Annotated in this window: 27 protein-coding genes; 15 read left to right on the forward strand and 12 right to left on the reverse strand. The window is 65.4% G+C overall.

Annotation, left to right across the window (positions count from 1 at the left end; translation table 11 throughout):
• Positions 1-83 precede the first annotated feature (83 nt).
• A complete protein-coding gene (locus tag ACFXHA_RS43015; protein ID WP_379366804.1) occupies positions 84-422 on the reverse strand; it encodes a hypothetical protein in 339 nt (112 codons plus the stop codon).
• A 358-nt stretch (positions 423-780) separates the two neighbouring features.
• Here ACFXHA_RS43015 and ACFXHA_RS43020 point away from each other — a divergent pair, with 358 nt between their 5' ends.
• A complete protein-coding gene (locus tag ACFXHA_RS43020) occupies positions 781-2,127 on the forward strand; it encodes a pentapeptide repeat-containing protein (RefSeq protein ID WP_379366806.1) in 1,347 nt (448 codons plus the stop codon).
• Positions 2,117-2,557, forward strand: coding sequence for a hypothetical protein (locus ACFXHA_RS43025; RefSeq protein WP_379366807.1), 441 nt, complete (start codon positions 2,117-2,119; stop codon positions 2,555-2,557). Before ACFXHA_RS43020 ends, ACFXHA_RS43025 begins: the two co-directional genes overlap by 11 nt.
• A 120-nt stretch (positions 2,558-2,677) precedes the next feature.
• Here the strand turns inward: ACFXHA_RS43025 and ACFXHA_RS43030 are convergent, their stop codons facing one another.
• Complete coding sequence (locus ACFXHA_RS43030; protein WP_379366809.1) at positions 2,678-3,211, reverse strand: hypothetical protein; 534 nt, start codon at positions 3,209-3,211, stop codon at positions 2,678-2,680.
• Between the two features lie 344 nt (positions 3,212-3,555).
• Between ACFXHA_RS43030 and ACFXHA_RS43035 the strand changes: the two genes are divergently transcribed.
• Complete coding sequence (locus ACFXHA_RS43035) at positions 3,556-3,735, forward strand: hypothetical protein (RefSeq protein ID WP_379366811.1); 180 nt, start codon at positions 3,556-3,558, stop codon at positions 3,733-3,735.
• A gap of 137 nt (positions 3,736-3,872) precedes the next feature.
• Here the strand turns inward: ACFXHA_RS43035 and ACFXHA_RS43040 are convergent, their stop codons facing one another.
• Positions 3,873-4,847 carry a pentapeptide repeat-containing protein gene (locus tag ACFXHA_RS43040; protein WP_379367043.1) on the reverse strand — a complete coding sequence of 325 codons (975 nt, stop codon included), beginning with the start codon at positions 4,845-4,847 and terminating at the stop codon, positions 3,873-3,875.
• Between the two features lie 94 nt (positions 4,848-4,941).
• Here ACFXHA_RS43040 and ACFXHA_RS43045 point away from each other — a divergent pair, with 94 nt between their 5' ends.
• On the forward strand, positions 4,942-5,079 hold the full coding sequence (locus tag ACFXHA_RS43045; RefSeq protein ID WP_379366812.1) for a hypothetical protein: 138 nt from the start codon (positions 4,942-4,944) through the stop codon (positions 5,077-5,079).
• Here ACFXHA_RS43045 and ACFXHA_RS43050 read toward each other — a convergent pair.
• From ACFXHA_RS43050 to ACFXHA_RS43065, 4 genes are all read right to left on the reverse strand, one after another.
• A complete protein-coding gene (locus ACFXHA_RS43050; RefSeq protein ID WP_379366814.1) occupies positions 5,051-5,542 on the reverse strand; it encodes a hypothetical protein in 492 nt (163 codons plus the stop codon). The two genes, ACFXHA_RS43045 and ACFXHA_RS43050, sit on opposite strands and share 29 nt — an antisense overlap.
• 104 nt (positions 5,543-5,646) lie before the next feature.
• The gene (locus tag ACFXHA_RS43055) at positions 5,647-6,273 is read right to left on the reverse strand and encodes a DUF721 domain-containing protein (protein WP_379366815.1); all 627 of its coding nucleotides are present in this window, start codon (positions 6,271-6,273) and stop codon (positions 5,647-5,649) included.
• Positions 6,274-6,468: 195 nt separating this feature from the next.
• On the reverse strand, positions 6,469-6,942 hold the full coding sequence (locus tag ACFXHA_RS43060) for a hypothetical protein (RefSeq protein ID WP_379366817.1): 474 nt from the start codon (positions 6,940-6,942) through the stop codon (positions 6,469-6,471).
• Positions 6,943-7,570: 628 nt separating this feature from the next.
• The gene (locus tag ACFXHA_RS43065) at positions 7,571-8,632 is read right to left on the reverse strand and encodes a pentapeptide repeat-containing protein (RefSeq protein ID WP_379366819.1); all 1,062 of its coding nucleotides are present in this window, start codon (positions 8,630-8,632) and stop codon (positions 7,571-7,573) included.
• A 289-nt stretch (positions 8,633-8,921) separates the two neighbouring features.
• On the opposite strand from ACFXHA_RS43065, the gene ACFXHA_RS43070 reads away from it, so the two are divergent.
• Both ACFXHA_RS43070 and ACFXHA_RS43075 read left to right on the forward strand, forming a co-directional pair.
• A complete protein-coding gene (locus ACFXHA_RS43070) occupies positions 8,922-10,697 on the forward strand; it encodes a protein kinase (protein WP_379366821.1) in 1,776 nt (591 codons plus the stop codon).
• 88 nt (positions 10,698-10,785) lie between these two features.
• Complete coding sequence (locus ACFXHA_RS43075; protein WP_379366823.1) at positions 10,786-11,259, forward strand: hypothetical protein; 474 nt, start codon at positions 10,786-10,788, stop codon at positions 11,257-11,259.
• Here ACFXHA_RS43075 and ACFXHA_RS43080 read toward each other — a convergent pair.
• Together ACFXHA_RS43080 and ACFXHA_RS43085 are read right to left on the reverse strand one after the other, a co-directional pair.
• A complete protein-coding gene (locus ACFXHA_RS43080; RefSeq protein WP_379366825.1) occupies positions 11,190-13,034 on the reverse strand; it encodes a hypothetical protein in 1,845 nt (614 codons plus the stop codon). The two genes, ACFXHA_RS43075 and ACFXHA_RS43080, sit on opposite strands and share 70 nt — an antisense overlap.
• A gap of 448 nt (positions 13,035-13,482) precedes the next feature.
• The gene (locus ACFXHA_RS43085; protein ID WP_379366827.1) at positions 13,483-13,893 is read right to left on the reverse strand and encodes a hypothetical protein; all 411 of its coding nucleotides are present in this window, start codon (positions 13,891-13,893) and stop codon (positions 13,483-13,485) included.
• Positions 13,894-14,051: 158 nt separating this feature from the next.
• Between ACFXHA_RS43085 and ACFXHA_RS43090 the strand changes: the two genes are divergently transcribed.
• The 5 genes from ACFXHA_RS43090 to ACFXHA_RS43110 all read left to right on the forward strand — a co-directional run bounded on the left by ACFXHA_RS43090 (position 14,052) and on the right by ACFXHA_RS43110 (position 17,783).
• Positions 14,052-14,822, forward strand: a complete 771-nt coding sequence (locus ACFXHA_RS43090) for a GntR family transcriptional regulator (RefSeq protein WP_379366829.1) — start codon at positions 14,052-14,054, stop codon at positions 14,820-14,822.
• A 14-nt stretch (positions 14,823-14,836) separates the two neighbouring features.
• Positions 14,837-15,502 carry a YdcF family protein gene (locus ACFXHA_RS43095; RefSeq protein ID WP_379366831.1) on the forward strand — a complete coding sequence of 222 codons (666 nt, stop codon included), beginning with the start codon at positions 14,837-14,839 and terminating at the stop codon, positions 15,500-15,502.
• A 496-nt stretch (positions 15,503-15,998) separates the two neighbouring features.
• On the forward strand, positions 15,999-16,250 hold the full coding sequence (locus tag ACFXHA_RS43100) for a hypothetical protein (protein WP_379366833.1): 252 nt from the start codon (positions 15,999-16,001) through the stop codon (positions 16,248-16,250).
• On the forward strand, positions 16,247-16,786 hold the full coding sequence (locus tag ACFXHA_RS43105; RefSeq protein ID WP_379366835.1) for a hypothetical protein: 540 nt from the start codon (positions 16,247-16,249) through the stop codon (positions 16,784-16,786). The genes ACFXHA_RS43100 and ACFXHA_RS43105 overlap by 4 nt, the downstream gene beginning before the upstream one ends.
• Before the next feature lie 160 nt (positions 16,787-16,946).
• Positions 16,947-17,783, forward strand: coding sequence for a hypothetical protein (locus tag ACFXHA_RS43110; protein WP_379366837.1), 837 nt, complete (start codon positions 16,947-16,949; stop codon positions 17,781-17,783).
• Positions 17,784-17,856: 73 nt separating this feature from the next.
• On the opposite strand, the gene ACFXHA_RS43115 is transcribed toward ACFXHA_RS43110, so the two are convergent.
• Both ACFXHA_RS43115 and ACFXHA_RS43120 read right to left on the reverse strand, forming a co-directional pair.
• Positions 17,857-18,021, reverse strand: coding sequence for a hypothetical protein (locus tag ACFXHA_RS43115; protein ID WP_379366839.1), 165 nt, complete (start codon positions 18,019-18,021; stop codon positions 17,857-17,859).
• Positions 18,022-18,072: 51 nt separating this feature from the next.
• A complete protein-coding gene (locus ACFXHA_RS43120; protein ID WP_379366841.1) occupies positions 18,073-19,686 on the reverse strand; it encodes a hypothetical protein in 1,614 nt (537 codons plus the stop codon).
• A 612-nt stretch (positions 19,687-20,298) separates the two neighbouring features.
• On the opposite strand from ACFXHA_RS43120, the gene ACFXHA_RS43125 reads away from it, so the two are divergent.
• The 3 genes from ACFXHA_RS43125 to ACFXHA_RS43135 are packed head-to-tail and all read left to right on the forward strand — an operon-like array spanning position 20,299 to position 22,273.
• Positions 20,299-20,583, forward strand: a complete 285-nt coding sequence (locus tag ACFXHA_RS43125; RefSeq protein WP_379366843.1) for a hypothetical protein — start codon at positions 20,299-20,301, stop codon at positions 20,581-20,583.
• Positions 20,580-21,170 (forward strand): RNA polymerase sigma factor, encoded by a 591-nt coding sequence (locus tag ACFXHA_RS43130; protein WP_379366844.1) that lies wholly within the window; start codon positions 20,580-20,582, stop codon positions 21,168-21,170. Before ACFXHA_RS43125 ends, ACFXHA_RS43130 begins: the two co-directional genes overlap by 4 nt.
• Positions 21,167-22,273: a pyridoxamine 5'-phosphate oxidase family protein gene (locus ACFXHA_RS43135; protein ID WP_379366846.1), complete on the forward strand. Its 1,107-nt coding sequence runs from the start codon at positions 21,167-21,169 to the stop codon at positions 22,271-22,273. Before ACFXHA_RS43130 ends, ACFXHA_RS43135 begins: the two co-directional genes overlap by 4 nt.
• Positions 22,274-22,354: 81 nt before the next feature.
• On the opposite strand, the gene ACFXHA_RS43140 is transcribed toward ACFXHA_RS43135, so the two are convergent.
• Entirely contained in the window at positions 22,355-22,774 is a 420-nt protein-coding gene (locus tag ACFXHA_RS43140) for a hypothetical protein (protein ID WP_379366848.1), read from the reverse strand.
• Between the two features lie 359 nt (positions 22,775-23,133).
• Here ACFXHA_RS43140 and ACFXHA_RS43145 point away from each other — a divergent pair, with 359 nt between their 5' ends.
• Entirely contained in the window at positions 23,134-23,382 is a 249-nt protein-coding gene (locus ACFXHA_RS43145) for a sigma factor-like helix-turn-helix DNA-binding protein (RefSeq protein WP_379366850.1), read from the forward strand.
• Positions 23,383-23,391 lie beyond the last annotated feature (9 nt).

Below are 23,391 nucleotides of genomic sequence, written 5' to 3' on the forward strand. Positions count from 1 at the left end.
CTATATGTTACTTTCTTTACTTCTTTCTTTCATTCCTTCTTTCCTTTTTCCTGTCACTTTCCGCCCTTGTTTCCTCATGTGTGCTACACTTCCTTCCTTTTCCTTCGGCCGTCCTGGCTCTTCCGTGTTTCGATTACTTCCCGCACCACTCCGAAGTACTCGTCCATCAGCCATCCGTGCACTTTAACCATCTGCTCGGTCACTTTCTCGTTCGCCCCCCGCTTCTCGGCGAGTTGCCGCACCATTTCCTCGCTGTCGGCCCGCATGATCAGCCGCGCCAGGGCGTTCAGGGCCACTGATCGGTTCAGTTTCTGCCGGCGGTTCTCCTCGTTCCAGCGCCCGATGGCCTGATCGAAGTGGATGAGGTCGAGATCGTCGAATTGCACGGTGATCGGGGTGATCGGATCCGGAGCGAGGGTCATGATTGACGTTCCTTCCTCGTGTTTCTTCCATCATAATGGACGGAATAGACTTTTTCCATCCTTTCTTTCTGTTCATTCTGTCGTTGTTTCCGAGGTTGTTCCTCGGTCCGTCGGGTCTCGGCGCCGTGGACAGAACTGTCGAACTGTCCACATTCGGAACTGCTGGTGGTTGGCGTACCGCGTCGGGTCCACACGGTGACGAGCAGTCGGGCAGTTCAGGCTGTTGGCAGTCCGAACTGTCGTCATCCGACGGTCTGGGACTGGCACGACACGGGTCGCCGCACCGGGCGCGGGCAGTCGTACCCATGGATGGACGGATTGCCGGACGGCACGGCAGGGCTTGCTCCACAATCGAGGGGTGTTCCGGTGGGCCAGGGCGAGGCGGTTCGTCGAGCGCTTCGATGCCGCGGCCGCCAAGCTCGGTGCTGCCGAAGCTGCGGTCCGGATGGCGGGCGTCTATGCGATGGCGGGCGTCGCGGACGAGTCCGACGGGATTCGACGCCAGCAGTGCATCGATGTTTTGTGTGGCTATCTGCGCCTGCCCTACAGTCCCGGATTCGGTCGCACCCTGGTCCCGGACCCGGGTCGTCCTGCCGAGGGTGACGAGCCGGACCGTCCCGTCCCGCGTCTGGACAACGACGGGGAGGTACGCGCCACCATCGTCCGTGTCATCGCCGACCGTCTCCGGCGCGATTCCGAATACAGGTGGTCTGCAAACGATTTCGACTTCCGTGGCGCCTATCTCGAGAACGTCGATTTCGACTTCGCGCGGTTCTCCGGCACTGCTTGGTTCGAGGGCGTGACCTTCGAGGGCCAGGCCAAGTTCACGGATGCGAGATTCTTCGGCGACGCGCGGTTCGGTGGCGCGACCTTCTCGGAGGTCGCGTGGTTCGACCGCGCGCTGTTCTCCGGGATAGCCGACTTCGCGGGCGCGACCTTCGACAACGTGGCTGTTTTCAGCCATGTGTCTTTTGCCGGCGCCGCCAGGTTCACAGGCGCTACGTTCGCGAGCATCGCCGACTTCGGGCGTGTGGCTTTCTCGGGGACCGCATCGTTCGCGCGTGCGGCTTTTGCCGGTGCCGCCTACTTCAGTGATGTGGATTTCGGTGCGCAGGTGGTCTCGTTCACGGCGCCGGCGCAATGGGGTCCGCCCACACCCGCGTTCGACTGGAACCGCGACATCACGGAGCGGCCTGCCAATGTCGAGCCGTCGGACTGGCCGCCGGTGGTCGTGGTGCGGGATCCGGTATCGACGAGGGTGCGGCCGCGCGCGGGCGTGCCGACTTACCTTCCGGCAGTGGCGGAGTGGCTCGACCGCGAGCCTCGTGCTGTGCCGTCGCTCGCCGGGGAGCACCGCGCTCGCAGTTCCTCGAGCTGGACGCTGGGGGGGAATGCGGTTGCCGTTCTCACCGCGCTTGCTTTCACCGCCTTCTTGGTCGCGTACGCGGTCGCCGGGCAGCAGGCGGCTGGGATCGCGTTCTGGGGGTTTCTGCTCGGATTCCCGGTGCTGCTGTTGCTCGTGTCGGTGATCGGCGCGGCATGGCGGCAGAGCCGCCGCGACGAGCTGCTGGAGGTCGCGCTGCTGGCCGTGCAGCTGTCGGTGCAACGTCATGTCGCCGAGCAGGGCCAGGGCGAGTCGCCGCCGAGCATCGAGTTACCCGAGGCTCTCCACGCCGACCCGGTGGGCGGTCCCGATGTTTTTTGACGACCTCAAGGCAGTGCTCGACAAGGCGGAAACCAAGTGGGATGTCACGGTCGTTCTCGGGGCTGGCGTGGCGGGTTTCGTGGTGGACGCCCTCGCGATCTCCCATGGCGTCATGTCGCCGATGACGGTGAGCGCGTTGTCCGCCACTGGCGCGCTCTCGCTCAAGAAGGGATGGGACGCATCTCGGGATACCCGCAGGCAGAGCAAGGCCGCGAGGCAGGCTATGGAGAAGGTGACCGGTGCCCCGGTTCGCGCGAGGGAACTGGTGAAGTTCTTCGCCGACGAGGGGTATAAGGACGGCGACCAGAATCTGCCTGTCCAGCTTGTCCTGCACGAGAAGGGCATCATCGACGACGAACAGCTGAATCTGGCCGTCGACAAGGCGCTCTCGGCCTATCTGACACGGCCGAAGAAGCTCAAGCGTTCTTGAGTTCTGCACTGCGCGTCCTCGCCCCGGGTCGATCGGTGCGGGGTGGGAACCGGGCAGGCGCGGGGCATGTTGTGGTGTGCCCCGGGCACGCTGGCCGCGCGGGGCATGATGGGTGCCCGCCTAACGGATGATGAGGTCCAGTTCGAGGGCGGCGTCCCGGCGGCGGGTGCGGCGCAGCACGGCGGCGGGCACGCCGAGGTGGGCGGCCAGGACCCCAGAGACCAGGGCGAAGGATTCGGCGTCGAGTCCGGTCAGGCGCGCGGTGGCACCGCGATCGGTGGGCCAGATGCCCCAGTCTTGGCGGCCGTCGACCAGCTCGGGGCAGCCCAGGCCGAGCCGGCCGAACACCTCGGTGCGGTCGGTCGGGTCGCACAGCATCCGGACCGCGCCGCGGACGTCGGCGGGGAAGCCGACCTCGAACTGGGCCCACCGCGCGGTCTCGGCCGCGAGGCGCTGCTGCTCGACGCGGCGGCGCTCATGCTCGGCGGAGCGGGCGGCACCGATCGCGAGGGCCACGGCGACCAGCACCACGGTCAGCGGGCCGAACGGGCTGTGGGTGAGTGTGTAGGCGAGGAGCATGCCCAGGCAGACGAAGCCCATGGCGGCCAGAGCGAGGGCGGCGAGGAGCTTGTGCGGGGCGGGGAGGCCGATCATGGTGCTCGATCCTTTTGCGAGAAACCCAATACCAGACTGTCAACAGTCTAGCAGTTCGGCATTCTGCGGGGTTCGGGTTCGCCCAGGAATCCCGCTCCGGACGTGACCGCGCACCCGGCGAATCTCCCTCGTCCGCTCCGGGTTTCGTCACAAGCTCCGGGTACCGCCAGGCGCGGCCGGAGAGCTGTGGTGTTCCAACTTGGAACGCCACCCGGGGCTCGTAGCGCAATCGCGGTGAGGGAGAGCGATCGGGGGAGCGGGGGAGCGGGGGAGCGGACACGATCCGGAATTTCCGGTCGGGCGACCTGGTATTCGACCAGGCCAAACACGCCCTCTACGTCCCGGTGAGCGTGGATGGCACCGTCGCGGTGATCGACACGACCACCCGGAAGATCACCGAGACCATCCCTATCGCGCAGGGCGCGGGCAACGACACGTTCGGCAGCATCACGGTGGACCCTGACAGCCACGCTGTGTACATCGTCAACTCCAAGTTCAACTCGATGATCGTGTTCACCCCCTAGCACCGCCGAAAGGTGCTGGCCCCCGCCACGACCACTGCGCCCGGTGGCGAATCCCGCTCACCCGCTCCAGGTTTCGTCACCTGCCTCGATTCGGCCGAGCTGAAAGCCTGACGAAACGACCAAATGCCGTGCCCTGATTATCCGTGCTGCGGATTGAGCTGCTGTGGCGCGAGATTGGGGCCTTCGACGGGCACGAACCCATCGGGCCAGCGCGTGTACTGGTTGTATCTGACCCCGCCGAAGTCCGCGCCGTGGAACTTCAATCCCTGCACCGTCCATTGGTCGGCCGGCGGGGTATCGCCCAGCGTGCCGACTGCGGTGTCGGGCTCGGTGGCACCGAGGAATCGGGCACCCCGAAGATCCGCGCCGGAGAACGACACCCCGTCCAGCGGCAGACCCCGGAACAGGACCCCGCGCAGGTCCGCGTCACGCAGAGACGCGCCCGCCAGCCGTGTCGCTCCTTCGATGGCCGCGTTCTGGGCGTGCATGCCGTTCAGCTTGGCTCCGGTGAGATCCACGCCTTGCAGCAGCGCGGCCGTCAGGTTGACACCGCCCATTCGGGCGCCGTGGAGGTTCGAGCCTTCCAACACGGAAGCCGCCAGGCACACGCTGGAAAGATCGATGAGTTCAGTTCCGTCATGGTCGCGGCGACCGATCGCCCCCATGATCGCCTGGATTTCCGGTGCGAGCTGTTGCGCATTTCCGCACTGGTCGTTGTTCGGGGCGTGTAAGCGCATGTAGGTCGACAAGAAGTCGAAGATCGTCGACCGGTCGGGTCGCGAGGTGCGGCCGAGTCGTTCCAGCAGCGAGATCGCGCCCAGCCGGGTGTCGATGTTCGCGCTGCCGATCTGATCGAGCGCCTTCGAGAACTGCGCAGTGACCGCAGTATCTCGCGCCAAGTCGTATTGGCCGTTGGTGGTTTTGAGCGTCTGGCTGGTGAACCACAACGCGGTCACCGCCACGAGTGTGGTCGCCAGGGCGGTCAGCTTGGTCCAGCCGTCCCAGGTGAGCGTGTGAGCGAGCTTCCCGAGAATCCGCTTGCGCCGGTCATTCTTGGAGCGCGGCTGCGGACTGATCCTGTACGGACGCCGGCGTGGCGCCCCCTCCCCCATTTTCACCACGATCCGATCATCCATCGGAATCGGTTGCAGGGCGACAGATCTCGGAACACGTCGCCTGTCTGCTGGCCGAGCCGATACTGACGAGATGGACAGCGCAGAACGCGACCTCCCGGATGGTGGCGCGGCCGGATGCCGGTACCGGATATCGGTGTGGATGCCGTCGCCGGACGACGACCTCTACGACGCCCTGCGCCTCATCGCAGTCCGGACAGCTCGGCGGTGATGGTCCGGATCGCAAAATCTTGGAGGAGTTCGCCGGTGAACCGCGGCTCGGGGCGTTCTATCCGAAACGGGGCGCGGTAGAGCGCGTTGCGGAGGGCCTTCAGGTTGTCGAGCACCTTCTCGATCCTCGCGGCCCCGCCGGCGACCTCATTTGGCGTCAGGTGGGCCAGGAACATGATCACATGCCCCAGGCTGCTCAGCGTCATCTCCGCGGCATCGCGGACATCGGGATCCGGGTGCCCCGACACGAGCGTCAGCAGCTGGGGCGTCACGGTGCTCTTGTACTCAGTGAAGACCTTGAGAACCTCGTCGCGTTCGGGCATTTCCTCGTGTTCTTGCGGGATGGACGGGTAGAGCCGGTGCGACCAGAACCCGTCGACCACCACGAGCACCTCGATCGATGCGGGATGCAGCGCCTTGACGAACGCCCGGTACTCCGCCGCGAGGACTTCCGAATCAGTCATGGGCGCATGGTATTTCGCAACACGGGACGACCTCGCCGCTTTGGCGTTCCCGTTTGCCGAACCGAACGGTCCCGATGAATATCCCGCTGCCCCTTCTCGTTTCGTCACACCATGGGGTTCCTGTCGCTCTCGTGGTCGACATGGCGGGCGGCGGACCACAACGCGTTGGCGATCTCCCGGGCAGCGGCGTTGGACAGGGTTTTCCCGGTCGTCCCGGTGGGGAACCCGGGCGCGGGGGACATGTGCACGGTGCCGGCGGAGGTGAAGATCTTCAGCTCGTTGTCGTCGTACCAGTGCGCGATCTGTCGGCCGTCGTGATTCTCGATGCGCAACGGTGCGTGCGACACGTAGGCGTGTGAGGCGAGGGTGGCCAAATACTCGATCCGGCTGTGCAGTTCGCGGATCGCGTGATCGGCGCCCGCGACCTCTTGCACCTTCGCATCCCACATGCCCGCAGCATTCTCATCCGGGCGCGGCTGGGGATATCGACGGCCGTTGGCCCGCCTGGCGGCCGTGGGGGAGCGTTCGAAGCGCAGATCGGTGATCACCGCGTCGGGTCCCGCCGTAGTACGGATGCGTGCCAGCAACTGCGCCTTGTAGAGGTTCAGCTGCGTGCTCCACGCCGTCGATTCGGTCTCCACGGTCAGGACCCCGCCGGCGAGCTGCACCGGGCGGCAGTGGGCCGCAACGTCCTTACCGACCGCCTCGGGCCAGTTGGCGAACAAATCCACGATGATCCTTCACTTTCGTTCCGGAGATGGATCCCGCCGGTGTGCGTACGGCTCGCAGATGCGGGCCTGACCAGCGGGGGAGAACGCGGCAGGACCAATGCTCGCGGACCGGCGAGGTTCTCAACCAAGAGGGTGCGGCAAGGCCGACTGAGTGGTGTGTCCGGGGGTCCGTGACCCGCTGCGAGGAAGTCAGCATCAACTGCACCGGCAATTGCCCGTCATGGTGTCGGGCACGATATCGCAAGCAGGACAACGTGGTCCGGCGTCCGTGGTCGACCGCACCCGTACCGCGGGCCGCTTGGGTGCCCGTTTGTTCGGTGTGGTGTTTCTCGCTGGCCGTTGGTTGGTCGGATGCTCGGGCATGCTGCGGCGGATGCCGGAAACCACCTTGATGGTGACCTCGCCCAAGCCTGCTTTCTGTATGGCGGCACGACAGGCTGCGTCGTTCTTGGTCGGGTGTTCGGCCAGCCAGGCTCGGATATAGGCGTGCTGCCGTTCCGCGGCCTTCTTGCGGGCGATCGCCTCGGCCGCTTTCTTGACCTCGGAACGCGCGGCGGCCCTTTTCTGTTCGATCAGGTGCGCGGCCCAGGCTCGCTGCTCGTTGCGGTGTACGACCGCCTCCCGATCCCGGCGCTCCCGGGCTTGCGCCTCGATGGCCTCACGGACCATGGTCTTGCGGACGCGAATGATCTGTTTGTTGCCGACCGTTGGAAATCCCGCGCGCTGTGCGGCGACCCGGCACAGCTTGACTCTGCCGTTCGGGTGTTTGGCCAGCCATTGTCTGACGAATCGTTCCCACGGAGGCTGAGCCGGTGCGGGCTGGGCTCGGTGCCGCGTGGACGCTTCCCTGGCCGGAGAGGTTCTGGGTTTGGCGGCCTTCGTGACAGGTAGTGGTCGGGGTCGGCCCTGGTCAGGTTGGGGGACCCATTCGCGTTGCGGTAGCTCACCGAATTGAACGCGATCGTGCACGTCGTCGTTGGCGAAGTCGTGGCGAGGATCGAAGTCGCCCCGATGCGCCCGATTCTGGTACCAGTCGTCGATGTTTCCCACCCCGAAGCCCTCCCGCTGACGCTGCCACGCAACACAATTCGTCGTCGACGTGGGCCAGATTGTAGATAGCTGGCGGATATGCCGGATGGGTCGGCGAATCTGTCACCGCGGCGGCAGGAAGGGGCCTGGAGGGGGTCATGGGCGTGCTGACCGCTCAGGCCGCTGCCACGCCAGCAGCGGTGCTCTCGACCCGTCCGTCGCCGAATCACAACGACGCTGAGCGCGGAACCGCAGGTCGCACACAGCCCTAGAAATTGCAGGGGTAGAAGAGATCCGGGTTGTGATCGTCGATCCGTGCCGGTGGAGTGAACCCGTGCGGCCACACCGTCCCGTCATGGGAGTCCGAATCGAACACGGCCGCATCGAAATTGGTGGCCAACAGCCTGGACTGCTCGTCCCAGAACACGGCTCGGCTCAGGTCACTGCGTTGGAAGCATGCCTTCGTCAGATCCGCGGTGAGGAAGTGGGCACCGACCAGCTTCACGGCCGCGAAGTTCGTGCCGTGCAGAATCGTGGCATCCAGATCGACATCGGACATGTCGGTGTGGGAGAAGTTCACGTTGGTGAGGTCTTCGCCGAAGAAATGAGCTCCGGTCAGATCCGTGCCCTCGAACACCGACGACTCGAAGTTCACCAGCGAATCCGAGCTCGGGTACCGGGTCTTGTGGAAAGTCGCCTGCCGCAGGTTGGTCTCGTCGAGCACGAGATCGTTCAGGTCGGCGCCGGTGAGGTCGGCCCGGGCCAGACACAGCTGTCGAAGGGAGACAGGTTCGTCCAGGTGGAAGTGTCGTCGCCCGATCACGGTGAGCGCGGCCTGCACGTCCTCGCCCAGCGGCTTCGAGCCGTCGCATTGTCCCGGCACCCCCAGCGGGGCATGGGTCCGGATGAAGGTCGCCAGCACCTCGACGATCGGTGTCCGCAGATCCGCTGTGTCGATGCTCAGCTGTTCGAGGGAGTAGATCCCGCCGGCGTGAGTGGCCACGCCTTGGCCGTCGAGGGCCGCGACGGCCTTGTTGAATTGGTCGGTGACCGCGACACGGCTTGCGGCCCGGTTCTGGCTCGTGGTCGCCTGCAGCGACTGGTTGGTGAAGTAGAGACCGGCCAGGACGCCGATCGCGGTGACGACGGCACCGAGCTTCAGCCAGCCGTCCCAGGTTGCTGCCTTGCCGATGCCGCCACCGATGCGCGACAGCCGCCCCCGTTCAGGAGCTGGTTCAGGTTCGGGCGCGGGCTCTGGTTCGGGCTCCGGTAGCGGCTGCCAGGCGTCGATGAGCCGACGCAGCCTTCCCCGAGACGCAGGCGTGGACACCGCATCATGATCGCAGCGAACCCATTGCAGCGCAGGCACTCTGACGGCTATCCGACTGCAGGGGCCGCGCGGCGGGCCGCGGAGCCGCTCAATCCCATTGCGTCCCAGCAGCCGCAGACCGTGACGCGGCAACGAAGCGCGCACCTGGCGAGCTGTCCGACGCATTCAGGACCGGCTGAGGCGGTCCACAGTCTGGGCTGTCGGACTGCCGACAGCTCTCTCGAATCGGTAGGGTCGTGCGCAAAGCCTTTCTCTGGTGGGGGAGACGAGTTGAACCGAGGGCGAGCCGATGTTGTCGCCGGGTGAAGAGATTGCCGGGTACAAAGTCGTCCGGCGGCTCGGTTTTGGTGGGATGGCGACGGTCTACCTGGCCGAGCATCCGCGTCTTTCGAAGAGCGTCGCGCTGAAGGTTCTCAAGGACGAATACACCAGCGACAGGACCGTCCGCGCGGCGTTCAACCGGGAAGCCGGGCTCGCCGCGGGGCTCGATCACCCCAACATCGTCCAAGTTCATGATCGCAACGGCCCCAACGACACTCGCTTGTGGTTGGCGATGCGGTACGTCGCCGGCGGCGACCTGAGCGCGCTGCTGCAAACCGCACCGGGCGGTTTGCCGGTCGAGCGGGTGGTGCGGTTGATCACCGATGCCGCGCACGCCCTCGACTACGCACACGCGCAGGGGGTGCTGCACCGGGACGTGAAACCGGCGAATCTGATGATCGATCACGACCCTCGCTACGGAGAGCGCGCGGTGCTGACCGATTTCGGGATCGCGCGCGCCCGCGACGCCACAGTCACCGCGGTGGGCTACACGTTGGCGTATGTGGCGCCGGAACGATTCGGCGACAAGCTCAGCGACCACCGTGCCGACATCTACTCGCTGGGTTGCACCCTGTTCCATCTGCTCACCGGCGAGTTTCCGTTCCGGCGTGGCAGCAATGCGGCCGTCATCGCCGCGCATCTCTCCGACCCACCGCCCTCGGTCACCGCCGGCCGCCCCGACTTTCCCAGCCACCTCGATCACGTCATCGCCACGGCGCTGGCCAAGAACCCCGCCGACCGTTACTCCTCCTGTGCTGAACTGGTCACTGATCTGCTGCGCGCAACCACCGCGACAATCTTCAACCCCGCCGCGAAACCATCAGAGCCGCAACAACAGCCGTCAAGATCGGCTGGGGATCCAGAACGGGTAACAAAGGCAGGGCCGGCTCCGTCTGACACGGACGAGGCGACCCGCGAATGGCTGCGGCGCGTAGCCGAAAGCGACCCCTCTTCCATGGGTGAGGTCGGAATGGCGCTGGTGTCCAGAGGCATGTTCGACGAAGCCGAGTTCTGGTATCGGCAATTCACCGAGGCCGGCTACACCAATGCCATGTACCGTCTCGGGTCCCTGCTCAAGCGCCGGAAAAAGCTCGACGAAGCCGAGAGCTGGTATCGGCGAGCCGCCGAGGCCGGCAGCGCCCCAGCTATGCACGATCTCGGGGACCTGCTCCAGCGTCGAGGAGCGCTCGAGGAGGCCAAGGCCTGGTACCGGAAGGCTGCTGACGCTGGCAGTTCGCCCGCCATAGGCGACCTTGGGGCGCTACTGAAAAGGCAGGGTGCAGCCGACGAAGCCGAGGCCTGGTACCGGCGATTCGCCGAGTCCGGCGACATCGCCACTGGCCACCGACTCGGTCAGCTCCTTGAGAGTCAGCGCAAGCTCGAAGAGGCCGAGACCTGGTATCGGCGAGGCGCCGAAGTCCGCTTTCGCCCCTCCATGGTCACGCTCGCAGATCTGCTGACAAAGCGGGGCGCACACCAGGAAGCCGAGCGCTGGTATCGGAAGGCCGCCGACGACGGCGATCAATCGGCCATGGTCATACTCGCGGCTCTGCTGGCAAAGCAGGGTGCCCACCAGGAGGCCGAGACCTGGTATCGGCGGGCCGCCGAGGCCGGTGATCAGCCGTCTATGCGCGCACTTGCGGATCTGCTGGAGAAGCGGGGCAAGCTCGACGAAGCCAGTATCTGGCGTGAGCGGGGCGCGGTCCGGCATTTTAGGCTGTTTCCTGGTCGCCGCGACGACTAGATGCGCGACGAACCTTGGGCCACCGCGACCGCCGAACCTGGACGCATCAGACGAACCTCCACTTCCCTTCGAGTTTCGTCACGCGTTCGTGGAAGTGAACGCGCCGGGCACCTACCGTTTTTCCATGCCGACCTCGAAGAAACGGGTCAAGAAATCCTCCCGTCGCCGCAGACCCTCTGCCCCTCATCAGCTCGAACAGTTCGTCATTCAGCTGCTTGAGGAAATGGGCGCCACCTCGACCCGGATGCCGGTGTGGATGTTCCGCCAATGCGCGACCGACCTCGCCGCCGCGCCGCCCCCGCCCGGTGCCGATCAGCTTCCGTACGAGGCCTGGCTCCACCTGTTGGCAGCCGCCCCGATCAACATCCGGTCCGGCGATGGAGTCGAAGGCGTCACCTCGGTCGCTGAGATGGCCGACAGGGCCGGATGCAGCATCGACGAGGTCATCGCCGATCTCACCGAGGACCATCTGGCCGGTGATCTTGTCTGGAGTCAGGAGCACCAGGCCCACGTGGTCCCCGCTCCGTTCGATGAGATTCGTGAGGCCTTCGCGGCCGAGTGAACCGCCACACGCCCGCGCCGGGGCCCGCGGGCACGGTGAACGTTGTCGGTGCAAAGTTCCGAGCGCCGTGTCTCGTAGCTGGTCAAACCCATTGCGTCCCAGCAGCCGTCGCAGACCGCCGACCGCGACGGCAACGAGTCACGCACTCGCCCAGGCGTTGCGTGGCACATGTCGCACTCCCCTCCGGCGGCCGCTGCCGGCTCGTCGGCCCGAACATCTGTGGTCGGCCCGAGGCGCCGCTCCTGGACGTGCCGGGTGTCCTTTCTCGGTCCTGGAGCGGGCCAACAGTTTTCGCATGTCGGTGCCGGGATCGGCAGCTCGTCGCACCATCTGCCGGGGTTGCCGCAGAGCCAGCACGCCGAATTGTCCGCCCCCCGGTCGGTGAGTTCGATCTCCTGCAGCGCAGCGGATCCCGCCGTATCGAGCCCTGAGGGGTCCGTGGAGCGGCGGAAGAACCGGATCACGGGTTCGGGTACCCCAAACTCGGCTGCGGGGCTTTCGGGGGCCGTTACGAGCCTCGGGGCGGCCGGAAGACCGACATCCCGGTGGGCGTAGTCCGGATGCGGTGGACGCGGCGGTGATGCGGCGGTGCGACCCGCCGGGGCCGGCCCTCCCGGTGGAACGGCGGGCCAATCGATGCTGCGCATCGCTGCCCGGAAGAATCCGACCGGATTGTGCATCCGGTCCGGCCAGGTCAGACCGGTTTCGGTCATCCGCTTGTCGAGCTGGGCGCGGATGGGTTTCGCGGTCCAGACGGTGGTGTCGATCCCTGCCTGCGCGAGGATGTCGCAGTAGGCACCGATGTGCTGGCCGGCGAGTCGCAGATAGCCACCGCCGGTGCGCGCCCACTCGCCCCGGTCGAGGCCATGGCAGGAATAGACCAGGTCAGCGGCAACTTGCTGCCGATGCAGCGGATGAGGTTCCGTCCTCCTCCATGCATTCTTTCCGGCATTCTTTCCGTTGGTTTTTCGGGATCTTCCCGGCCTCGCGTGCGCTTGCGCGCGCTTTGGTGATTTTTTCCCAACAGAAGATTCTTCAACCACTGACGTGGTTGAAGATAGGTGCCCGCTGCAGGTCACGGGCGCGGCGATGTGCGCGCGCCGGGTGAGCTTGACCAGGCTCGCCGAGTGCCGGCGCGGGGTGAGCGGCTGCAGGGCGTGGCGGGGGACAGTCAGGTGCCAGACGCTGGCGGCCGTGATCTGGTTGCCGCCGTGGTGGGCGCGCGCGGCCTTACGCTCGATCGTCCTCAGAGGCCGACCAGTCTCGAGCACCACACGGAACCCGAGGTCCGCGATGACACCCCGAACCTTCTGCATCGTGCCCGGTGGTACGTCGGCGCGCGCGGCCATCGTGTCATTGGCGGCCGTCACGCGGCGGCCGGTGTGACCCTCGGCGAACGACGCCACCGCTGGGGCACACTTCAACACCATCTCGGCGCTGGTGTCGCGGCGCTTGATCACCACCCGTCCTCGCTCAGTCCGCAGCTCGCATTCCAGGCACCGCAGCCAGTGCTCAGGTCCGAACCAGGCCGTGATCTTCGACGACGCCCCCGCCTTGATCGGCAGCGACCACGACCCACCGATCTGGTCGGCGTTCAGGCGCGCGATCTGTTCGTCTTCCGAGATCGCGGCCGGTGTGTCGGGGTGGGGCTGGAGATTGTTGGGGCCGAGTACTTCACCCTGTCGGGGACGTGCTCTAACATCGGATCTGCCTTCCAAAGCAGTCCTTTCGAGGACATCCGCAGGCTGATCAGCCTGGTTGAGGAGCTCTGCCAAGTTCCTCGGCGTCGAACCCCTTCTGTCAGAAAGGGTTCAATGCTGCGCAGGTGAGCCTGCGGGCACGGATATGGAATTAGGTGTGGGCATCACCGGGGTCGGTGCCTTATCTCCTTTCGGTCGGGTCGATGACGATGATGGCGAAGGGGTTCTCCACCACGGCTGGCACCGAGTTCTGTTATGCCAGTCGGGTTCTCCACTGCGTGCCGAAGCGTGCGGTGACTACGTAGGGCTTAGCACTTCCCGCGAAATCGGTGAAGTATCCAGCTCTGACCAGCGAGGATGTAGCAAACCGGATGGCACGCTTCATTGTTGGGAAGTTCCGTTGAACTATGTCTACCGAAACGAGACCCGCGAACCCAGACTTCGATGGCACACCTCGTGTGGGTGTTGGAACCAACGAAAACGTTTACGGCTCGGTAGTTTTGACGGATTTCAAAGCGGGTCATTAAGCGAGCAACGGACGACCGAGAACCTGTTCAAGCAGCCGTGAGTGCAACTCGTCCGGTCTACAGCGACCGTTCTCCCATCGGGAGATCGAGGTCTTCAGGCTGGCGTTGCTCATGAGGCGGACGCCTTCACGGTCGGCCGCCTCGGTCATTGCGTAGATCAGTCGTGGCACCGACCAGCCGCGCGCTTTCCGTGCGTGCCGGATCTCGGCGCCACCGAGCGCCGCCCCAACCCGGCCGTCGCGGATCAATTGCAGCTCCCGGTGCAGCCGCGCGACCTCTGCCATCAGCAGGGCGATCTGGAGATTGGGGGACTCGAGTTCGGATCCGCTCGAGGTGGCCGTCGCGTCTACCTGGGCCGCAGACGAAGACATGAGGACGGGGCACGTTGTTTTCTGCGTACTTGCCATGGCACCGAACCTTGCCGTTAATAGAACTAGCTCTATTTTCCCCAGGGTATACCCTACGGCGATAGAGCGGGTTGTAAATACAAACCAATCTGGACCGTTCGGTTACAGCTACCCTTAATCGAAGAGGAGAGGTCAGAGTGCGAAGGAGAAACCAGCCGATGGCGACCAGCGGATACCGCGAGCTCGCGGCAAGCCTGCGGACTGCCATCCGGCAGGGCGAATATCCGCCCGGCGCAACGCTTCCGAAGCAGGACGAGCTGGCCGAAAGGCACGGAGTCAACATCAAGACGGTGCGCCAGGCCATCGGGCTTCTCGAGGCCGAGGGCCTGGTGACTCCGATTCGTCGGCGCGGGACGGTCGTTCGTGAACGCCCCCCGATGCGGCGGCTCGGCGCGGAGCGGTACTCCAAGCGGAAATGGAAGTTCGGGGACACCGTGGCGTTCGTGGCCGATCGGGAGGCATCCGGTCGCTCCTGGAAGCTGACCGACCAGACCAACACGGTCCGGTTGCTCAGTGCCGATCCCGAAGTGGCCGAGGCACTGGGGCTGTCCCCAGGGGCACCGGTATACGAGCGTGCCCGCCTCGTCAAAGACGGTGAGCAGCCCACACACACTCTCACCAGCTACTACCGCCCCGAGCACGTCGAGGGGACACCCCTGGTGGAGCCGACCCCCGGACCCGCTGGGCGCGGTGGCGGCTTCGCAGTCTTGACCCTGCAGGGTTACGAGCCCGATCACATGACCGAGACGATCTCGGCGCGAATGCCCACACCCGATGAGATCGAGGTGCTGAACCTTCCTGCCGGAGAACCGGTCATGGTGCTCGTTCGGCAGACCTACACCGCGGACGACACCGTCATCGAGTTCGCCCGCGGCGTGCATGCCGCATCGCGATTCGCGTGGACCTACACGTTCACGTTGCCGGACTGAGAGGGACCTGTCACTTGTCGACGACCCTGCCCGATGAGCTCCGCTCCGAGGTCGAGGTTCTCTGGGACTACAACCAGCTGAACCACGACCCCCGCCCGGTGGATATCGGGATCGGGCTGGGAAGTCACGACCTGGGCGTGGCCACCTGTACCGCTGAGCTCTATCACCAGAGCATGTTTCCGCTGATCGTCTTTACCGGCGCGAACGCACCGACCACCATCGAACGATTTCCCCGCGGGGAAGCCGTGCACTACCGCGAGCACGCCCTCGAACTGGGCGTTCCCGAAGGCGCGATCCTCGTCGAGCCGAACGCGACCAACACCAGCGAGAACATCGCATTCACCCGCGCCTTGCTCACGGACCACCAACTGCTCGAGGCCATCGGTTCGGTGATGCTCATCTCAAGGCCGTACCAGCAGCGCCGCAGCTACGCCATCGCCCGCAGGCTGTGGCCCGAGGTCGAGATCGTGTGCGCGTCCCTACCGCAGCCGCTGGACGACTACGTCCGCGACATCGGCGACGTCAACCGAGTGATCAACATGCTGGTCGGGGACACCCAACGAATCTGGGTCTACCCATCCCACGGATGGGCTATCGAGCAGGAGGTCCCGGGGAAGGTTCAGCAGGCGTACGCCGAGCTGGTCCACGCCGGCTTCACCAGCCGGCTTCTCCCCGAGTAGAGGCGTTCTGGCATCAGCGGCCTCCAGGATCGAGTACATGCCAAGGCTGTTCCGGGTCCGCCACGTGAAGCCGTCGAAGAGGTCCTGGCCGTCCTTGCAGGTCGCCGACGCGAGAAAGCGGGGGCCTTAGCCACCGCGGATGGCACCGGCGCGGGCCTGTTACGTGGTCCGGCAGATTTGACCTGAGCGTGCGGTACCCTGACCTGCGCATATGACTGTGCGGTTGTCCGACAGGGTTACAGGCCGTCTGCTCGGCGAGCCTCCAGAGTCCGCTGTCGCCAACCCAAATAGCTACCCTGAACAGCATAAATATCGAATTGTCTGCCGCGTTTGCGTGTAAATGCTAGCCTCTGCCGTGAAGGGGAGATTTCTGCCCCGCACAGCCCTGGTCCACCGGATCGGGGCTTTTGTCGTTCACTCCCAAATCCATTGCAGCCCCCCGCGCCCACCGCGCTGGGGGCTTTCTTGTGTCCGAAGGAGCCGAGAGTTGTCTCTCATGTCCGTGCTGCACGAGGGGTTTTGGCAGCTTGCCATTCCCGCGACCGCCGTCGTGGCGGTGACAGGTATCGCTCTGCTGCGTGCCCCTCGTGGGGACGTGGCCAAGGTTTACGCGTCGTTCGCGCGGGGCTTCGGGTTTCACGGCCGCGGCGGGGCCGACGCTGAGGAAGAACCGGAGGATATCCCATCCTCCAAGAGGCTGGAATCCGCTCAGAATGAGATGGACAGTGCGGTGGAGGAGGGCCAGTGAATCGTCGCCCCGCGCGTCACGACCCGACCCCCGCCACGGTAGAGAAGGCGATCACCGAGTACGGCCAGAGCGCGGTGCTCGCCGAACTCCTGAGAACCCTGCCGTCCGAGCAGGCCAGGATCGTGCGGCTTGTCGTGGACGGCTTTTCGCTCGAGGAGGTCGCGCAAGAGGCCGGCCGTCGCGTCGATGTCGTCCGGGCGTCGTTCACCGCAGCCGTGGCCGCCCTCACCGCCCAGTGGACACAACTGACCGATCAGCTGGGAATCGTCCACGACGTTGAGCCGGTGGAAGATGAGAACGAGCCCAACACGGTGGCCTTCCAGGCCATGACATCCGGCCTCTCGCTGCTGACAGTTGTCTGGTGTCGGCGTCACATGCAGTGGACTTTCCTGAATCACGTGGCGTCCTACTGCAACTCGTGTCCGTGTGAAGTCCCCGTTTCCCTCAACGCCGCCTCTCGCGGACCCGGGCTCTACTGCTCGGACGCGTGCAGACAAGCCGCGTACCGTGACCGGCGCGCTCGTTTGCACAGATGACCCCGACAGGCAGCACGATCACAACCCACTACCTGCGAGATTGGTGCGCCGTTCACGAAATCGTGTAGGGATCAATCAGATTGGCGCCTGTGTTGGTCTAGGGCGCCGATCGTGGTCAACTCGCCGCGCGGCGCACGGGTGGTGCCGATAATTGCCGGGTATGAATCCCGCATGGATCGCTGTGATCGCTTCGTCGGTCGCCGCGGTCGGCGCGGCGACTGCCGCGGTGATCACCACCTGGTCAACTCGTCGTTTGGCGTTGCGGCAGAACGCCGATCAGGACGGTCAGTGGTTGCGTGAGAAGCGCCGCGACTCCTACGCAGCCTTCCTGGCCGCCGGTGCGCGTGCCCGCGATGAGCTGGTCAGCATCTTCGAACGATCCACGGCCGAACACCCCGACATCGACCTGCTTGCCCAGCAGATCGTTGCGGTTCGCACGCTGACTGATGAGGTCCGCGGAGCCGGCGCGAAACTGGTAGTCGAGGGACCCGATCGGATCGTTCGACCGACTCGGCTGGTCGAAGAGGAATTGGTGATCTTCCGACGCTGCCTCGAAACCCTCATCCGCGCCCACCGGGCCGGTGACAGCCACGTCGATTTCGGCACCTCCTTGAACCCGTTGCCTATCGCCAAGGCGAACCAGACCGTCGAGACCCTGCAATACGACGTGCGCGCTCATCTCGACCAGTTCGCCGCGGTGGCCCGCCAGATCTTGGAAACCGCGGAAATTGTCAGCAGCCCACTCGCCAACGCTCAGCCTTCGGACACCGATTTGCAGTGGCTGCTGGACGCTTTGAGCGAACGTGGGATCGACACGTCGACGATCGTCGTCACGCAACCGATCAGACAGATCGGGGAAATCAACTCGTTGCATATCGCCGTTCTCCTCGGTCGCGCCAAGGACCGCTACTCGATCGAGGACGGGTGGACCTACTCCGAATTCGCTGACGCGACAGTCGAGCAAGCAGTCGCCTATCTCGCCGCGCACCGCACCTGAGCTCCGAACGATCTCCGATACGGCCGCGGACCGAGTGGGCCTCTCGGCATCAACGGCCCCCGAAATCGATAGGTCAGGGGTGTTTCGGGTCCGGCGAGGTGTCCGCGCCGAGGAAGCCCAGACCGTGGTGGCGGATCGCTAGGTCGAGGTATCGGGCCTTGGCGGCGCTGACCAGCACCGGCGCGTAGATGTCCTGCAGTTGCTCCGCGCTCGCCCCGGCGACGCGGACGATCTTCAAGCACCTCGACTTCGGCTTCATCTCATTCGCGAGCTGGCGGTGGGGTGAGGGTCAGCGGGCCTGCCCCTTGCGGAACTCGACGACGGTGGCGCCGTGGCGGACCTTGCGGGCGGTTTCGAGGATGTTGAGCACGGTCTCGTGGTGCACCTCGAGTTCCTTGCCGATCGCGGTGTAGGGCGTGCCCTGTTCGTCGGCGGCGAGGATCGCGATCACCAGATCCCGCGGGGTGCGCATGCGCGGGCGCCGGCGGCGCACCTCGTCCGCGACTTCGGCCAGATGCGCGATCTCGGACTCGGGCGCGGATTCGCTCTCTGGGGACTGCCCTGACGCGCGGGTCGCGGTCCAGGCGCGGTCCGCGCGCGGCAGGATCGCGGTGACCGGATCCGCGCTCGCGGCCTCGCGGTCGACGGTCGCGGATTCGGGTGCGGTGGGCGCAGTGACGGTGACCAGGGTTTCCTCGTTCGTGGCTGGCCCGGTCGTCGTGTCATCGCCCGCAGTGGTCGCGGTGAAGGCGCGGGTCGCGGGTTCGCCGAAACTGTCCGCGGGTGCGGACGCGGGGCGCCGGCGCGGGCCTGCGCTGGGGTGCCATTGCGGAATCGCAGTTTGAAACAGCGGGCTCTCGATGCGCGCGGGCCCAGTCGCGGGTTGATCGAAGTGCGGGTGCGTGTCGGCGGGCGCGGTCTCGCGGATACGCGGGTTCGCGAGCGCGGGTTCGGGAGCGGTGTCGCGGACTCGCGGGTCGGCGGGCGCGGACTCGCGGATAGCGGACGCGCGACCCGCACCCAACTCCAGACTGTTGCCAGTCTGGACTGCCAGACGGTCTGTGGTGGCGGGTGCAGTGGCGGTCAGATCGGTGAGGGTGGCCAGCTGCGCGGCGAGGGTGTCGCCGTCGGGGATCGCGGCGGTGGCCCGCTCGATGGCTTGGCCGTAGCGGGCCGCGACGACCTCGTAGGTCCACAGCGCCGCGCCGATGGCGATCGGCGCGATCGAGTGCACGCCGATGCCGAACCAGTCCGGACGCTGCAAGCCGTGGAAGTACGGGTAGGTGTTCAGGGTGACCGTCACCGCCAGCAGGACCGCCTCGATCCCGTACACCTGCCTGGGGTCCTCGATCACCTCCCATTCGGCGGTGTCACCGGTGGAGATCATCAGCGAGATCAGCATGCCGGAGATGAGGAACTCCACCCCGTAGGCCAGCCACCACCACACATTGGCGGGCCCACCGTCAGGGGCGATGTTGTGTTGCACCGACACCGCGCTGATCACCATCGCCAGCACCAGCACCCCGGTCAGCACACCCAGCACGACGGACTTGCGACGGTGCAGGCGCGCCACCTTCGCGTGCGGGCTCGACGAGAGCCGCTGCTCGGCGATGGCCTGCCCGGCGCGGATCAGATCGGCGGCCTGCCGCTCGGCCAGCTGCCCGGTGGTGCGCCGCAGCCGCTCCGCCGCGGCCTCCGCCGCGTCCAGGCGCGCCAGGCGCTCGCGGCGGTCGTGGTCGCGGACGCGCTCGGCCAGGTCGCGGTCGGCGGAGAGCTCGCGTTCGGACAGCGCGTCGGTCAGCGCCGGATCATATTGATGGGTAACCCGTGTGCGGGCGGTGGCCACGCGGTCGGGCAGGGGACCGGCGGTCAACGGGTCCACCGGAGAGGGGGTCCGGGACATCAGCGAGAGCTTCACGGTTCCTCCGAAAGCTGCAGGAGTGGGTGTGCGGCACCGCGCCGGTTTAGGCGTGTTCACGGACGCCGAACCCTTCGCGATGGCTGCGCTGCGACAGCAGGAGTGCACCACCTGCACCACCGAACTGTCAACAGTTACAGCGTCCAACAGTTTAGACTGTCAGACGGTTGATACATCGGAGCGTGTCTGGACACCCCGAAACAGCCTGTCGGACAGGTCATTACGCACACTGTGAGCTCGCGTCCGCACATCGGCTCGGCACGGCGCTTCCATGCCTGCGCGAGCACGACCACTCTGCCGGCCGCCTAGTCCCTCCTGGACGAACCGGTCGGTAGGGACCGATCCAAGACCAGGGCTTCCAGCAACCGTCCTTCGGCGTTGACCGGGGGGATGTTCGATCACCACCGCCGACAGGATGTCGATGGCGAGGGGCAGAGGTCCGCTCCTGTGCGGAGGAAGTATTCGCCGACTCCCCACCCAGCTGACGAGTCGAACGCGGCAAAGATCAGATTGCAGGGTGCATAAACGGCCCGCGAGCTGCATATCTCGAGGACGGGGCAGGACCGGCGACTACCTGGTGTGACTCTGATACGGATCGTGGAGATCCTGCAATCTGCTGGCGGTGCGCAGAGTTCGTGTCTGGTTGTGGTCGTGTTGGTTGCGGGCATCGCGTGTCTGGCCGTCAAACTGATGCGAGACTGCCAGCGGCACTTCATGACTCGAATGATCTTGAGGGAGTCGAACCCCGGCGCGGACACGGTAGTCCGGATCGTCGACAAGGGTCGGCTGGGGTATACGTCCACGTATTACCTTGCCGTCGATTCCGGGTCACACGAGCCGGACCTCGACCCGACGCCCACGCAGGAGGAGAGGTCCCAGTGAGTACTTGGGAGTCGCTGCCCTGGGCGAAGCAGATCGAGGCCCTGTTCCGCCAGCACGCGGAGAAGGCCTACCGGTCCGCGGTTCGAGGGCTCGACGGCGACCTGGAACGAGCCAAGGACGTTGTGCAGCAGGTCTTCCTGTCGGTGTGCAAGCAGTACGAGGCCGACTTTCATGACAAACCCACCGATCAGCAGGTGGCGCTGATTCTGAAGATGACCCATTGTCGAGTCATCGATCACTGGCGGGAAGTCGGCCGAGCACGGGAAACGCTCTCGGGGGAGCTGGAAGACCTCGACAGGTCAGAGGACGAAGCAACTGAGGCGCTGTTGTTTCCCCCGCGATCAGACCGGATCCTGGAAGACGACCAACTCCGACGATTCTGGGAAGTGCTGACGCGCGACCTCACACGCATGGAATACCGAGTAGCGCTGATGACTTGGGAGATGGAACAGCCCGCTGAAGCGATAGCCGACGCTCTGAACACGAGTGTCCCCGCGGTGAGGACCCACAGATCCCGGGCCCGGAGGAAAATCAAGGGAGCACTCGCACAATATCGTGGCCAGGGCGAAGGAGGTGCCGAAACATGAGTTCGCAAGAACCCGATGCCGACGGGCAGCACCTGTTCCTGAAACTGGACGACTATCTCGCCCGCAATGAGCCAGCCTTCGCCTTCGACGTGGACGCCGGCCTCGAACGGCTCAAGGCAGCAACCGAGTTCGACGTGGACGCCGGCTTCGAGCGGCTCAAGGCAGCAGTCGAGGACGGAGCGCTCTCACCCTCTGCGAAGGCCGCTCCTGGACGCCGGATGGAATCCGGGGACCCGATCAAGACAGCGCGGGAGAGGACGGCTGAGGAAAGTGCTGAGCTTGCTGCCCTTGTGCACCGCTGCGGCCAGTCCGACCAGCAGGCATTTGAAGAACTGCGCGAGCGCACAGACAGTCGCATCTACGACGTCGTGCGCCAGGTCGTGCGGAATCCGTGGGAAGCGGATCGGGTCACCGAGGACGTCTACAGCCAAATCTTGCAGAACGCCGCCGGCTTCGACTCACAGAATGGTTCGGTGGTCGTCTGGTTGATGACGCTGGCCCAACGTGTGGCCGAGCACTGGGTGCGAATCGAAACGCGTCGCGCCCGGGAGGGACGATCCCCCAGCCACCATGACCGCTTGAAAGATCGATTGGATCTGGGCTTCACCGGGGTCGGGGACGAAGTACGGGATCGGCTCATCCCTGAAATGATCGACTTCATTCGCCGCATGGACATGCTCTTCATCGCGACCGCCGACGAGCACGGCGAGTGCGACACCAGCCTCCGCACCGGCAAACCCGGTTTCCTGTACGTCATCGATGACCGCACTGTCGCCTACCCCGAATACCGCAGCAACGACGTCCTGGTCACCCTCGACAACATCATCGAAAACCCCCATGTCGGCATTCTGCTGATCGACTTCGTCCACGATCAGATCGGCCTGCACATCAATGGCACCGCCCGCGCTGTCGACGACATGCTCATGCGCCGCTGCGTGCCGGAACTTCCGCCCGACAGACGTGGCCCCCGGATCCTGCGTTGGATTGTCGTCGATGTCGAGGAGGCCTACGTCCATAACCGCAAGCACTGGCCGGACTTGCCGCCTGCGCATATGACAGACCGTGTCGTCCCGGCCGCCGACTGGGATTCCTCGGGTCGTTGACCAGGTCATCCTCGGTGTCTCGCAAACGGGAACCTTGAACGATGGGCCCGTGTCTCGTCGAGACCGGCCGGTCCGGGGGCCTCAGACCGGTGTAGCAGGGTTGCCGAGTTTGTCGTCGAGGATGATCGGCGGGAGCGGGTGTCCGGGTTTGGCGTCGGGGTCGACGGCGTCGATCACCTTGGCGACCTGCTCGTAGACGCGGCGCGCCAGAATCCGGTCTTCGACGGCCAGGCGGCGCTTGTTGGTCAGCTTCAGCAGCATCACGAGATTGCGGCCCGACAACGGGACCTCGACCATGCCGTTGCCGATCGACCGCACGTCTTTGTCCCACACCGCCGCGTTGTGCCGACTGAGCAGGCCATAGGTCCAGAAGCCGTCGATGTGGTTCCAGGTGTGCCGGTGGCAGACCAGTGTCGCGTTGCTGACACCGGCGGCGCGGTGCATCCGCTTCTCGTTGTCGGCCTGGGAGGCAGGCGTTTCGAGCAAGGAGCCGAGTTTCATCCCTCCATGGTGGCCGAGCCCACCGACACCGCGATGCGAGAACACCGCAGCACAGGTCCGGTGAATCCCATTGCCATTGCTCACTTTTCGGGCGACTCGCCCGACTCGGGCGAGGTTCGCAAGTCGGGAACCTCGACGGTATCGGCCGCGGCAGTTTAGTTGGGTAAACCTGCGCGGAATCGGATAGCCCCAGGTCAGGCCACTGCGGTTTAGTCCACTAAACCCACGGGTTTAGTGGACTAAACCCGTGAACGGGCAAGTCGGACAAGCGGTTTAGCTCGCTAAACTCTCGGTTTACCGCACTAAACCGAGGGGGTGTTCTCTGAAACCGCCCCGCCCAAAGCTCCTAACCTTGACCCGTGCCCTCCACGGACGAACTCGACCAACTCCGCGACGATCCCGATCCGCTACGGCGGGCGAAGCTGGCCACCGAGCTGATGAACGTCTACCAACAGCGCGCCGCCGAGCTGGCGCTGATGCGCAAAGAAGCGATCGAGGAAGCCCACGACATGGGCCTCGAATATCAAGAGATCGCGGCACGGCTCGGGATCACCAAGGGCCGGATCAGCCAGATCCGTTCCACCGCACCCCGATCCGAGCAGCCCTAGGATCGGCGG

The sequence above is a fragment of the Nocardia sp. NPDC059240 genome, from assembly GCF_042753865.1.
Classification (GTDB): Bacteria; Actinomycetota; Actinomycetes; order Mycobacteriales; family Mycobacteriaceae; genus Nocardia.